At 71.1% G+C, this 13,208-nt stretch carries 10 protein-coding genes; 3 read left to right on the forward strand and 7 right to left on the reverse strand.

The annotated features are described in order from the left end of the window. Positions 1–28 precede the first annotated feature (28 nt). From ACZ7LB_RS05245 to ACZ7LB_RS05255, 3 genes are all read left to right on the forward strand, one after another. Positions 29–1,090: a ParA family protein gene (locus ACZ7LB_RS05245; protein WP_161229103.1), complete on the forward strand. Its 1,062-nt coding sequence runs from the start codon at positions 29–31 to the stop codon at positions 1,088–1,090. Beyond that, on the forward strand, positions 1,087–2,169 hold the full coding sequence (locus ACZ7LB_RS05250) for a ParB/RepB/Spo0J family partition protein (protein ID WP_471465460.1): 1,083 nt from the start codon (positions 1,087–1,089) through the stop codon (positions 2,167–2,169). The genes ACZ7LB_RS05245 and ACZ7LB_RS05250 overlap by 4 nt, the downstream gene beginning before the upstream one ends. Positions 2,170–2,492: 323 nt before the next feature. Further along, complete coding sequence (locus ACZ7LB_RS05255) at positions 2,493–3,110, forward strand: GNAT family N-acetyltransferase (protein ID WP_471465461.1); 618 nt, start codon at positions 2,493–2,495, stop codon at positions 3,108–3,110. Positions 3,111–3,183: 73 nt separating this feature from the next. On the opposite strand, the gene trxA is transcribed toward ACZ7LB_RS05255, so the two are convergent. From trxA to ACZ7LB_RS05290, 7 genes are all read right to left on the reverse strand, one after another. Then, a complete protein-coding gene (gene trxA / locus ACZ7LB_RS05260; RefSeq protein ID WP_161229100.1) occupies positions 3,184–3,516 on the reverse strand; it encodes a thioredoxin in 333 nt (110 codons plus the stop codon). A gap of 35 nt (positions 3,517–3,551) precedes the next feature. Continuing rightward, a complete protein-coding gene (gene trxB, locus ACZ7LB_RS05265) occupies positions 3,552–4,520 on the reverse strand; it encodes a thioredoxin-disulfide reductase (RefSeq protein ID WP_471465462.1) in 969 nt (322 codons plus the stop codon). A gap of 143 nt (positions 4,521–4,663) precedes the next feature. Next, entirely contained in the window at positions 4,664–5,524 is an 861-nt protein-coding gene (locus ACZ7LB_RS05270) for an anti-sigma factor family protein (protein WP_471465611.1), read from the reverse strand. A 17-nt stretch (positions 5,525–5,541) separates the two neighbouring features. Next, positions 5,542–6,255 carry an RNA polymerase sigma factor SigM gene (gene sigM / locus ACZ7LB_RS05275; protein ID WP_471465463.1) on the reverse strand — a complete coding sequence of 238 codons (714 nt, stop codon included), beginning with the start codon at positions 6,253–6,255 and terminating at the stop codon, positions 5,542–5,544. Positions 6,256–6,282: 27 nt separating this feature from the next. Further along, the gene (locus ACZ7LB_RS05280; RefSeq protein ID WP_471465464.1) at positions 6,283–8,001 is read right to left on the reverse strand and encodes a protein kinase family protein; all 1,719 of its coding nucleotides are present in this window, start codon (positions 7,999–8,001) and stop codon (positions 6,283–6,285) included. A 140-nt stretch (positions 8,002–8,141) separates the two neighbouring features. Beyond that, a complete protein-coding gene (murJ, locus tag ACZ7LB_RS05285) occupies positions 8,142–10,571 on the reverse strand; it encodes a murein biosynthesis integral membrane protein MurJ (protein WP_471465465.1) in 2,430 nt (809 codons plus the stop codon). Positions 10,572–10,615: 44 nt separating this feature from the next. Next, positions 10,616–13,111: a DUF6049 family protein gene (locus ACZ7LB_RS05290; protein ID WP_471465466.1), complete on the reverse strand. Its 2,496-nt coding sequence runs from the start codon at positions 13,109–13,111 to the stop codon at positions 10,616–10,618. Positions 13,112–13,208 lie beyond the last annotated feature (97 nt).

Here is a 13,208-nt window from a genome sequence, read left to right on the forward strand (position 1 = left end):
GGCCTCGCTGGTTCATGACCCTGGGGGCATGGGAGGCTCTGTTCATTGCGAGCCTGAAGTCGAGGAGAGTGAATCCTTGCGGTCCGACGCCAACATCGCGGGACCGATGACCGACCCGGTCCCCGGTCCCCGTACCGAGTCCATGGGAGCGGATGTTTCACGTGAAACACCGCCGCCCATGGACGACACCCCGATCGGTCGTGCTGCCCAACTCGCGGTGGAGGCGATGGGCCGCGCCGGTGAGGGCCTGCCACGGCCCGAGCAGACCCGCGTGATCATCGTCGCCAACCAGAAGGGCGGCGTGGGCAAGACCACGACCACCGTCAACCTCGCCGCTTCACTGGCCCTTCATGGCGCCCGCGTTCTGGTCGTCGACCTCGACCCGCAGGGCAATGCCTCCACGGCACTGGGTATCGACCACCATGCCGAGGTCCCCTCCATCTACGACGTCCTGGTCGAGAGCAGGCCGCTCTCCGAGGTTGTCCAGCCGGTCCCCGATGTGGAGGGCCTCTTCTGCGCCCCGGCCACCATCGACCTCGCCGGTGCCGAGATCGAGCTGGTCTCCCTGGTCGCGCGCGAGAGCCGGCTGCAGAGGGCGATCCAGGCGTATGAGCAGCCGCTGGACTACATCCTCATCGACTGCCCGCCCTCCCTCGGTCTGCTGACCGTCAACGCCCTGGTCGCCGGAGAGGAGGTGCTGATCCCGATCCAGTGCGAGTACTACGCGCTGGAGGGTCTCGGCCAGCTTCTGCGCAACGTCGATCTGGTCCGGGGGCACCTCAACCCCACGCTGCATGTGTCGACGATCCTGCTCACCATGTATGACGGCCGGACCCGGCTGGCCTCCCAGGTCGCCGAGGAGGTCCGCACCCACTTCGGCGAGGAGGTGCTGAGGACGAGCATTCCCCGCTCGGTCCGCATCTCCGAGGCGCCGAGCTATGGGCAGACGGTACTGACCTACGATCCAGGATCGAGCGGAGCCCTCTCCTATCTGGAGGCGGCACGCGAGATCGCGCTGAGGGGCGTCGCGGTCGCCTATGATCCGGCCCACGCCCAGAACGACCCGAACACGGTGGAGGGGATCCAGTGAGTGAGCGACGAAGGGGGCTGGGCCGAGGTCTTGGCGCACTGATCCCTGCCGCCCCGACCGAGAAGTCCGTGGCCTCGGCCGCGCTGGGGAACGCGGGATCCGCCACCGGAGTGCCCGTGCTTCCGCATGACCGGGGAGTGGCCGCCGCGAAGGTGACGACGCTGCCCTCTGTTTCACGTGAAACAGAGGGAGCCGGAGCCGGGGCACCAGCGGCTCCGCTGGGCGCCCACTTCGCCGAGATCCCGCTCGACGCCATCAGGCCGAACCCGCGGCAGCCGCGTGTGGTGTTCGACGATGACGCCCTGGCCGAACTGGTCACCTCCATCAAGGAGGTCGGCCTTCTCCAGCCGGTCGTCGTGCGTCAGGTGGGCCCGGCCCACTACGAACTCATCATGGGTGAGCGCCGTCTGCGGGCGAGCCGGCAGGCAGGGCTGGAGGCGATCCCGGCGATCGTCCGGGCCACCGAGGACGAGAAGCTCCTCCTCGACGCGCTGCTGGAGAACCTGCACCGCGCACAGCTCAACCCGCTGGAAGAGGCAGCTGCCTACGACCAGTTGCTGAGGGACTTCAACTGCACCCATGACCAGCTCGCGGACCGCATCGGCCGTTCCCGCCCTCAGGTCTCCAACACCCTGCGTCTGCTGAAGCTGTCCCCGAAGGTGCAGAACCGCGTCGCCGCCGGTGTTCTCTCCGCCGGGCACGCGCGGGCGCTGCTCTCGGTCGATGACTCGGAGGAGCAGGACCGGCTGGCTCACCGGATCGTGGCCGAGGGGCTCTCGGTGCGAGCGGTCGAGGAGATCGTGACCCTGATGGGCTCCCGTTCCCCGAAGCCGCAGCGGTCCAAGGGGCCCCGGGCCGGCTCCCTGGTCTCCCCGGCGCTGTCCGATCTGGCGACGCGGCTCTCGGACCGCTTCGAGACCCGGGTGAAGGTCGACCTCGGACAGAAGAAGGGCAAGATCACCGTGGAGTTCGCCTCCATGGAGGATCTGGAGAGGATCCTCGGCAGCCTCGCCCCCGGTGAGGGACCGGTGCTCCAGAAGGGTCTGCCGGACGTCCCGGAGGACGGCTCCGACGACTGACCCGAGACCGACCCACACGCTGAGGGCAGACCGTACCGGTGATGACCGGAACACGGTCCGCCCTTTGCTTTGGGCCGGTGTCGACGTCATCCCGGCGTGGTTACGATGCTGGAAGGTGGCGCCATCATCCGGCCGTACCTCTGAGAAGCGGGCACCTCTGAGAAGGAGACAGGGGACATGCGGACCATGAGCCGTATCGCTCTGATCGGCGGGGGTTTGGGACTGGGCGCGCTCGGCGGGTTCATCGGCAGCCTGCTCAGGGAACGGCGCGCTCTGACAGTGGCCCGCGAATCCGCGGGCGAAGGAAGCGAGGAACAGCCTTCATGGGGCGTCGGCTCGTACCGCTCACGCTGGACAACCTTCAGGACCTCCCCCAGCGCTGCCGCTCATGCGTCTTCTGGGAGCTGGACCCGGTCAGGGGCGAAGCCGCGGTGAGAGAGAACAGGGCGGCCCGGGAGAAGGAGTCCTGGATCTCGGCCGTGCTGCTGGACTGGGGCTCCTGCGGCCGGGTGGTGCGGGTCGACGACGTGCCCGTGGGCTTCGTGCTCTACGCGCCGCCCGCCTACGTTCCCCGTTCGGTGGCCTTTTCCACGAGCCCGGTAGCGTCCGACGCGGTGCAACTGATCACGGCCTTCCTCCTGCCCGCCTACCGGGGACAGGGGCTCGGCCGGGTGATGGTGCAGACCGTCGCCAAGGATCTGCTGCGGCGGGGTGTCAAGGCCATCGAGGCATTCGGGGACACCCGCTGGAAGGAACCCGCCTGCATGCTGCCGGCGGATCATCTGCTGGCCGTGGGCTTCAAGACGGTGCGGCCCCATCCGCACCATCCCCGGCTCCGGCTGGAGCTCCGGTCCACGCTGTCCTGGAAGGAAGACGTGGAGATGGCACTGGACCGGCTTCTCGGCGCCGTTCAGAAGGATCCGGTGCTGCGGCCGCTGTGATGCCGGGAGCCACCCGGTAGCGCCGTATGGGCCGCCCCTTCCGGGACGGCCCATGCGTGTTTCACGTGAAACATCAGTCGGCGATGAAGTCCTCAAGGTCGCGGACGATCGCGGCCTTCGGCTTGGCGCCGACGATGGTCTTGGCGACCTCGCCGCCCTGGTAGACGTTCAGGGTCGGGATGGACATGACGCCGTACTTGGCAGCCGTGGCCGGGTTCTCATCGATGTTCAGCTTGACGATCTCGATCTTCTCGCCGTACTCGGCCGCGATGGCCTCCAGCGACGGCGCGATCTGACGGCACGGACCGCACCACGCGGCCCAGAAGTCCACGAGAACGGGCTTGTCGCTCTTGAGAACATCCTCATCGAATGTGTCGTCGGTGACGTTCTTCAGGGTGCCGGCCACAACGGGCTCCTCACTCATGGATGCGTGGATAGGGGTCAGACCGCAGTCTTCTCGGGCTCGGCCTGGTCCTCGTCGCTGAGCGCGGCAAGGAAGCGCTCGGCGTCGAGGGCCGCGGAACAGCCGGTACCGGCTGCGGTGATCGCCTGGCGGTACGTGTGGTCGACCACGTCGCCGGCGCCGAAGACACCGGTCACACTGGTGCGGGTCGACGGGGCGTCGACCTTGAGGTAGCCCTCCGGGTCCAGGTCGAGCTGGCCCTTGAAGAGCTCGGTGCGGGGGTCGTGACCGATGGCGATGAAGAGGCCGGTCACGGCCAGGTCGGAGAGTTCGCCGGTCTTGATGTTGCGCAGCTTCAGCCCGGCCAGCTTCTGGTCACCGACGACCTCGGCGACCTCGCTGTCCCAGGCGAAGGAGATCTTCGGGTCGGCGAAGGCGCGCTCCTGCATCGCCTTGGAGGCGCGCAGGGTGTCGCGGCGGTGGACGATCGTGACGGACTTGGCGAAGCGGGAGAGGAAGGTCGCCTCCTCCATCGCGGTGTCGCCACCGCCGATCACGGCGATGTCCTGGTCCTTGAAGAAGAAGCCGTCGCAGGTCGCGCACCAGGAGACGCCACGACCGGAGAGGGCGTCCTCGTTCGGCAGGCCGAGCTTGCGGTGCTGGGAGCCGGTGGCGACGATGACCGCCTTGGCCCGGTGAACCGTACCGGCGGTGTCGGTGACGGTCTTGATCTCACCGGACAGGTCGACGGAGACGATGTCGTCCGGGATGAGCTCGGCGCCGAAGCGCTCCGACTGGGCGCGCATGTTGTCCATGAGCTCCGGGCCCATGATGCCGTTCTGGAAGCCCGGGAAGTTCTCCACATCGGTGGTGTTCATCAGCGCACCGCCTGCGGTGACGGCGCCCTCGAACACCAGCGGCTTCAGCGACGCGCGCGCGGTGTACAGCGCCGCCGTGTAGCCGGCGGGGCCGGAGCCGATGATGATCACGTTTCGGACGTCACTCACGGCTTCATTCCTCGTCTCTGGACAGCGTCTTACAAGGCCGGGCGGGGCTTGATTCCTCTGCTCCCATCCGACCCAACGGATACTAAGGGGCGCGCATTCCCGCTGTGCCGGGGCGCATCGTGCGAAGGGATGAGAGCGGTGGCTCAGGAGCGGGCGTAGGAGCGCGTGAACAGCACCTTTGCCCTGTTCATGGACGGCTGGTCCACACACGTCGACTCGACGACATAGGCGGTGACCCTGCGGTCGTCGGTGCGGTCGGGCAGTACCACGAGCATGGCACGCCTTCCCTGGTAGACGCCATCCTCGGTCGCCAGCACCGCGTCGTCACGGCCGATCCCCTGCTGTACGCACCCGGGGAGCGTCGGCTCCCTCAGGACACGGTTCTTCTCGCCGGCCCCGGACTCGGCACCGAAGGTGCGCGGCGTGGCGGATGTGCCCGTGGTCCCTGCCAGCAGCGCGGTGACCTGTTCCTCGAGCCCGTCCTCGGAGAAGCTCTCGACGGCGGCGGCCTGCTTGGCGTGGGCCGTGGTGCCGGGGTCGTCACTGCCGGTGAGGGAGGCCACGACCACGGAGCCCAGCCCCAGGGCCGCGACGGCGGCCACCGCCCCCAGGACCGCGATCCGGCGGCGTCCGCCCCGCCCGCGGGTCCGGGGGCTTCCGCCGCCCTTGCGGCCCGGTCCCGTGGTCGAGGAGCGCGCGCCTCCCGAGGGCCGGTCGGAGGCGGGCGATGTTTCACGTGAAACGTGGACGTGGTCATGGGTGTCCCCGGAGGGGGTGTCCGCCTCCGCGGCGAGAGCGGCATCGATCCGGTCGGCCACGTCGTCCGGCATCGGGGAGGGGGCCGGGAGGGTTCCCATCAGCTCCCGGATCTCCTCCAGCGAGGCGTGGAGATCGGCACAGGACGCGCATTCCTCCAGATGCCGCCGGATGTCGGTGCTCCTCGCCGGAGGGAGCAGTCCCTCGGTGAGATCGGAGATCTCGGTGATGTCCGGGTGCCCGGTCATGTCCGCCGTCGACGATGTCACGCTCGTCCACCTCCGCCCTTCACCGTGGCTGGATCGCTGGGTCCCGCTGCCGGTGGGACGGATGGCCCTCGGGTCCGGTTCCGTCCGGTGCCGGTCTTCCCGTCCTGCTTGTCCGCCCCGCCGTCGTTGCGACGGCCTGGGCGGAGATGGGTGAGCAGGGGCAGGAGGCGGGCTCTGCCTCGGGCGCAGCGGCTTTTGATGGTGCCGACCGGGGCGTCGAGGATGCGGGCGGCCTCCGCCACCGGATAGGCCTGCATGTCGACCAGGACCAGCGCGGCCCGCTGGTCGGGCGGCAGGGTGTCCAGCGCTTCCAGCAGCTCGCGGTGGAGGTCCTTGCGCTCGGCGGGCGCCGAGGCGGACTCATGGGGCTCCAGCAGCCGGTCCAGCCGCTCGGCGTCGTCGACCGGCGCCGTCCTCCGGGAGGCGGCCTTGCGGGCACGGTCCAGGCAGGCGTTCACCGTGATCCTGTGCAGCCAGGTGGTGACGGCCGCCTGGCCGCGGAAGGTGCCCGCGGCCCGGTACGCCGAGACAAGGGCGTCCTGCACGGCGTCGGCGGCCTCCTCGCGGTCCCCCAGCGTCCGCAGGGCGACGGCCCAGAGCCGGTCGCGGTGGCGCCGTACCAGTTCGCCGAAGGCGTCCGGATCACCGGCGACGTGCCGCTCCAGCAGAGTCTCGTCCGATGCCGCGGGATCCCCGGGTTTCTCTGCCATCGGGCCGCCCCACCCCCCGTCGCGTCGTCAGCCCTTGAACCGCACTTCGGTGATCGCCTGCTTGTATCCGGCCCCGCTGTACTCGTCCCGCCCCGAGTACGGCGCGGAGGTGATCCACACCAGTACGTAGCGGGTCTTCACCGCGCGCTCGGCGGAGAACTCCAGGTTCTGTCCGGTCGTCGAGACCTGCCCGATCTCCTTCATGGAGCCGAGCGGGGCGGAGGAGGAGAGCGAGTCGGCCGCGTACAGGTGGGCCGTGGTGCGGGCACCGCCGTAGTACAGCCCTATCGAGGCGGACGAGACGTTCCGGGCGGTGCCCAGGTCGTACATGATGCCCACGCCCTGCTTGTAGGGCGCCAGCTCGGGCCCCTCGTTGTAGGAGTAGGTGCGCCAGTACGTGGCGGGGTCGCCGTCGTAGCTGAGCCCCACGTCGTTGGGGTGCTGGGGCTTGCCGTCGGGGTAGTACTCGACGGCGTCGTGGATCTCGTGCGGCCTGACCGGCTTGGGCTTCTCGCCGCCCTTGTTGCCGCCCTCGGTCGTCTGGGTCCGGTTCTGGTCGTCGGTCTTGCCGCCGCGTTCCATGAGCGCGTCGGCGAGCTGCCAGCTTCCCAGGCCCAGGGCGGCGATCAGCAGCGCGGACACGGCCCACTTGAGGGCCTTGCCGGTGCGGCTCTGCAACGGGGGCGGCGGGGCCGGCACCGGCTGGGTGATCCCCGGGTGCGGTGCCGGGCGGCCGTACGGGCCCTGCTGGTAGGTCGTGCGCTGGTACTCCGGCGGGGCGGTGAAGGTGGGCTCCGGCGGGCGGATGCGGGGCATCTCGCCGATCGCCTTCACCAGCTCCTCCGGCGTGGTGCACGGGGACTCGTGGCGCGAGGCGGTGGCGCCGTCGTTGGCGAGCGCGCGCGTGGCCAGCTCGGACAGCCCGCGGTGGACGCCGGCCCGCACCTGGTCGGGCGGGATCAGACCGAGGTCCTTGGGCAGGCCGGACAGGCCGTAGGCGTCGTTCTCGTACGGCCAGCGCTGGGTGAGGGAGGCGTACAGCAGGGCGCCGACGGCCTCGGTGTCGGCGCGCTGGGGGGTGTCCGAGGCGATCCCGCGGAGTGCGGCGTTGACGGCGAGACCCCGGATGCGCCACTGGCCGGTCGAGGTGCGCAGCACGGCGTTGGGGCTCAGGCGCAGATGTGCGAGGCCCTCGCGGTGGGCGGCGGCCATGGCGGAGGAGACCTGGCTGACCATCTGGTAGGCGTCGTACACCTCCAGCGGGCCGGCGGCGAGGAGGGCGGTCAGTTCGGTGGCGTCGGGGAGCCACTCGTGGACGACGTAGACGAGGTCGTTCTCCTCGACCGCGTCGAGGACCTGGACGAAGCGCGGGTCGCCGAGGAGCGCGGCGGAGCGGGCCGCGGCCAGCACCGAGCGGGCGCGGGCGTGGTCGGCCGGGAGGACGTGGACCCCGACGGCACGGCGCAGCTTCTCGTCGACCGCCCGCCAACTGCTGAAGCCGTCCAGGCGGGTGACGCATTCCTCCAGGCGGTAGCGTCCGGCGAGCTTGTGCCCGCTGTGCAGCTCGGGGGGCGAGGGCGGGACGGCCTCCTCGCCGGTGGTGCTCCGCTGTGCCTCGTCGCTGTCCGTGTCCCGCTCCCGGTTGCTGGCCACCCCGTCGGCCGTGGACTGGTCCGCCTGTGCGGTCAGCGGCTTCTCACCGCTGTTGTCTGCCACGTCGACGGCAGCTGTGCTCCGTTCCGCCACCGTCGTTCCTGCCTCCCCATTCGATGCGCGCCGGTTCCACCTGCGCGGCACGCGGTCCGACGCCGATCCAATTGTGCCCACAGTCCACCGCTATGCACGACACACGGGGGTGGACGATGGTTGTGCGCCTACCCGCGGTTTCAGCGTCCCAGGCGTCCGCGGACCATACCGACCAGGGAGTTGACCTCCTCGATGCGCATGCGGCGGGCGGCGGCGAAGAAGACGCCGATCAGGAGCGCCCCGCCGGCCAGCAGGGCGGCGAGCGATCCGAGGGCGCCCTGGCCGAGCACGCGGGTGATGCCGTAGCAGGCGGCGCCGCTGATCAGAGCTGCCGGGACGGAGGCGATGCAGAGCCGGGCGTAGGTGCGCAGCACCCGGGAGCCGTCCAGGTCGCCGCCGAGCCGCTTGCGCAGCCTCCGCCAGGCGACGCCGACACCGGTCATGTAGGCCAGGCCGTAGGCGGCGGCCATGCCGACCACGGCCCAGCGGGCCGGGAGGAGCAGGAAGCAGAGGGCCGCGGCGCCCGCGTTGACGGTGGCCACGATGACCGTGTTGTAGAAGGGGGTGCGGGTGTCCTCGTAGGCGTAGAAGGCGCGCAGGACGACGTACTGCACCGAGTAGGGGATGAGGCCGAGGCCGAAGGCCATCAGCATGAAGCCCATGTTGGTGGCCTCGCCGGTGCCCGACGAGCCGAACATCAGCGTGCACATCGGGATGCCGAGGGCGACGAAGCCGAAGGAGACCGGCACGATGGCGACGGCCGTGGTGCGCAGCCCCTGGGAGATGTCGTCCCGGACCGCGCCGCCGTCCTCCTCGGCTGCGGAGCGCGAGATGCGGGGCAGCAGGGCGGCCATCAGGGAGACGGTGATGATGGCCTGCGGCAGTCCCCAGATGAGCTGGGCGTTGGCGTAGGCGGCGAAGCCGGTGCCGTCGACGGGGGATGCCTTGCCCGCGGCGGTGGAGAGCTGGATGACGATCATGGCGCCCGCCTGGTTGGCGAGCACGAAGAAGACCGTCCACTTGGCGAGGGTCATCGCCTTGCCGAGTCCGTGGCCCTTCCAGTCGAAGCGCGGCCGCAGCCGGAAGCCGGTCTCGCGCAGGTAGGGGATCATCGCCAGGGACTGGACGACGAGGCCGAGCAGCACGCCGAGGCCGAGCAGCCGCTCGCCCTCGGGCGGGATGCTGGTCACCTTCATCCCGGAGTTCTCCGCGGTGCCGTACACCCAGATGAACGCGCCGAGGGTGACGATGATGACGATGTTGTTGAGGACCGGTGTCCACATCATCGCGCCGAACCTGCCGCGGGCGTTGAGCACCTGGCCCATGACCACGTGGAGGCCCATGAAGAAGATCGACGGCAGGAAGTAGCGGACGAAGGTGATGCCCACCTCGTTGGCGGCCGGATCGTTCGCGACGGGGGCGGAGAGCAGCTTGATCAGCACCGGCGCCGTGACGATCGTCAGGGCGGTGAGCAGGCCGAGTGCCACCATGACGAGCGTCAGCAGCCGGTTGGCGAAGGCCTCGCCGCCGTCGTCGTCCTCCTTCATGGCGCGCACGAGCTGGGGGACGAACACCGAGTTGAGGCCGCCGCCGACGGTCAGGATGTAGATCATCGTCGGCAGCTGGTAGGCCACCTGGAAGGTGTCGCCGAGCAGGCCGACGCCGAGGGCGGAGACGATGAGCGCCGAGCGGATGAACCCGGTCAGCCGGGAGACCATGGTGCCCGCCGCCATCAGCGCGCTGGACTTGAGCAGTCCTCCCGCGCGCCCTCCCTTGGGGGCCGCGGGAGCGGGCAGCGGTTCCTCGACGGGCTCGGCCGCCTCGGGGGCGGCGGCCACCGCGTACTCCCCCGGTGGGGGTGCCGCGTAGCCGCCCGGGGCCGGCGCCGCGTACTCGCCCTGCGCGGGGGCCGCGTACTCCCCCTGCGCGGGAGCGGCGTACTCGCCCTGCCCGGGTGTCGCGTAGCCGCCCGGGGCGGCGGGGCCGCCGTACGGGCCCGGGCCCGGAGCGCCGCCGTACGGGCTCGGGGCGCCCCCGTAGTGCGGCGCGGGTGCCGCGGCCGGGGCGGGGACCGGGGCGTGGTTCCCGTAGGCGGGGTGGCCGCCGCCCTGCTGCTGGTCGCGGAAGAGATGGGCGAAGGCGTCCGGCTCGTGGTGCTCCTCGCCGGCCCCGGTGACGAGGTCGTCCACACCGACGAAGCGGGTCGTGCGCGGGTCGTCGCCGTACGGCAGGTTCTGCGTGGGGCCCTCGGGCTCCGGCGGCGGCGTACGGGCCCAGACCCTGGGGTCGGGGGCGTGCGGCGACGGCGCCGGGTGGCCGTACAGGGGCTCCTGGGGGGCGTAGGTGCCCGGGGGCGGCGGGGGATGCGCGGCGCGGTCGTAGAGGGCCTCGGAGACCGGGTCCTGGGCGGAGAGGTCCTGCGACCGGTAGGGGTCCTGGGCGTAGGCGTCCTGGAGGTACGTGTCCGCGGGCTGCTGCGGCGCGGGGCCGTGGTCGGGCGGCGGCGGGCCCCCGGGGCGGCCCGTGCCGTCCACGGCCCGACCGCGGTCACCGTCGTACGGCGCGTTCATGGTTACCCCACCTCATCGTCCCGGGCCGACCGGCCACGACATCCTCAACGGTCCACTCTCTCACCCGTGCCGGACGGGCCGGTGTTTTCCGCTGCGGTGTCCGGTGCCGGGTCACTCGGCTGCTCGTGGTCGCCCGCCCGGACACGGGCGCCGGACTCCTTCCGGAGACGTCCGCCGGGGCCCTCGGGGTTCTCCGCGGTGTCCCGCGCGTCCTCCGTTCCGCGGCTGTCGCGGTCGTCGCCGATGGCGTCGGCCTCCTCGGCCGCGGGCGACGGTTCAGGGGCGCCGGTTGCCTCGGCCGGGGCGTCGTCGCCGTCGTCGGAGGCGCCGGTGCCGTCGTCGTCGCCGTCCTGCTCGGCCTCACGGGCTGCGGCCCGCTTGCGCTGGGTGTACATCCGGAAGCCGGCGAGGACGAGCAGCAGGACGCCGCCGCCGATGACGAGCATCACCGTGGCCGTGATCTCGGTGACCTTCACGTCGAAGGTGACCGCTTCCCCGTACACCTGTCCGTCCAGCGTGTAGAGCTGGGCGATCACCGTGGCCCGGCCGTTGGCGTTGGCCGAGGTGGTGAACTTCACCGACTGGCTGTGGCCGCCGGAGACGGCGACCCGCTGCTCCTGGAAGGCGGCGCCGCCGATCTCCAGCCGGGTCGGGTTGGTCGAGGTGAGCCGCAGTACCAGCGGGCCGACGTCCTGCACCAGGTTGTTCTGCACGGTCACGGGGATCGTGGCGCTGCGGCCGGAGAGCTTGGTCTCCGACTTGTCGATGAGCCGGACCCGGCCGGTCAGCCCGTCGAGGTAGGTCTCCACGCCGATACGGAAGGAGGCCGCCTCGGTGGGCCGTCCGCGCCAGGAGACGGAGGTGCCGCGGTTGAGGGCGCGCCCGAAGGGCGTCACGACCCGGGACTCCTGGGAGAGGACGACCGCGAAGTTGTCGAGCTTGCCCTGGGTCCGCGCGATCTGCTGGAACGCCGCGCGCGGGAGTTCCCGCTTGCGCAGCGGGTTGGGGTAGGCGGAGCCGCCCGGGACCCTGGTGGTGGCCTCCGGGTCGGGCTTGGCCGCGGCGGCGCCCGTCAGCTTCTGCGGTGTGGACCAGGTGCTGCCCTGGAGGGCCGTGACCGCCTCGGCCATGGCGCGGGCCTGGCTTCCGGTCGGCATCCGCTGCGGGGCGACGACGATGCTGCGCTGCTTGTCGGTCTGCACGTTCAGGGCCAGGCTCTGGGCGAGGAACCGCTGGACGGCGAGTGTGGACGCGGACGCCTTGGTCAGGTCGCCCTCGAACGCCGTGGAGAGCCGGGCGTCCGCGACGACCGCGGTGGTGCCGCCGCCGATGGGACGGGCCGCGGACGGGGTGTAGGGCAGGTCGTTGGTCTCCTGGAGGCTGTCGCTGCGGGCGATCACCTTGTCGGCGCCGGCCGAGGTGGCGACCTTGACGATCGATCCGTCGACGGCGCCGTTCACGGGCCAGGCGAAGTCGGTGTTCGGCGTGACGTGGAGGATCGGTTCGACCGTGTTGGCGACGACGTCCGTGGCGTCCTTGAGCTGGCTCAGCGAGCCGGTGATGTCCGTGCCCTCGTGGGCGAGGGAGGCCAGGTCCGGGTCGGCGAAGGGGAGTGCGACGACCTCCTTGTACGCCACCGCGGTCTGGAGGTCGGCGAGCCACTGCTTGGCGACCTCCTGCTGCGTGCCCTCGACGGTCTCGTCGCCCTGGCGGACCTGATAGGTGCCCGTCATCGCGTCGACGGAGGCCAGCAGGTCGGGATCGACGACCCAGGTGACGTCGAGGTTCCTGCCCAGGGCAACCATCTGGTTCAGACGGCCGCCCGGGGAGATCTCCTGGGCCAGGCCGTCGTCGAGGAAGACCGGGGTCTGCTCCTCGTTCGGGCCCGTCTGGGCCGCCATGTGGACGGTGGAGACCAGCGGCCAGAGGAACGTCGTCCTCGTCCTGGGGGCAGCCGCGTCGGGCTGCCAGGGGAGGAAGGTCCGCTGGATGCCGAGGATCCGCTCCCAGGGCTGTTCCGAGGTCTGGCCGGAGAGGGAGACGGCGAACTGGTAGACGCCGTCCCTGTCGAGGTTCAGCTCGTCGACCGGTACGGAGATGTTGAAGTGCTCCGCGACGCCCGGCACCAGCTTGGAGAACTTCTCCGTGTACTTGTCGTCGATCTCCGGCGGGACGGCGCCCTGGAGGTCGGTGCTGTTCCTGGCCGCCGCGTCGACGCCGGACCGGGTGTCGACGCCGGGCCCCACCCGCAGCCCCACATGGGCGTCGGTGATCTGCCGCCTGCCGTGGTTGGTGACGGTGCCGGAGACGGTCACGGTGTCCCCGTCGGTGGGGACGGCGGGCGTCAGGGAGTCGATGGCGACGGACACCCCGCGCGCGTCGGCCGCCGCCTCCCGCGGCCCGGCCTGCGCCGCGCCGGCGACGGGCAACTGGAGCAGACCGGCCAGCAGGGGCGCTCCGGCGAGCAGTGCCGTACCGCGCCGCAGCAGCCGGAGGGCAGGTGAGGGACTGGTCCCCTGGGGTACTGCCGCCTCGGCCACGCGCTCGCCCGTCCCTCGTCGTCGTCAGTGGTCGTCGGAATGTGCGTCCACGCATGGTAACGAGGTGCGCCGGGCCGAAGTGCCACGGAGTGCGGCC

This window comes from Streptomyces sp. NPDC107521 (assembly GCF_055598485.1).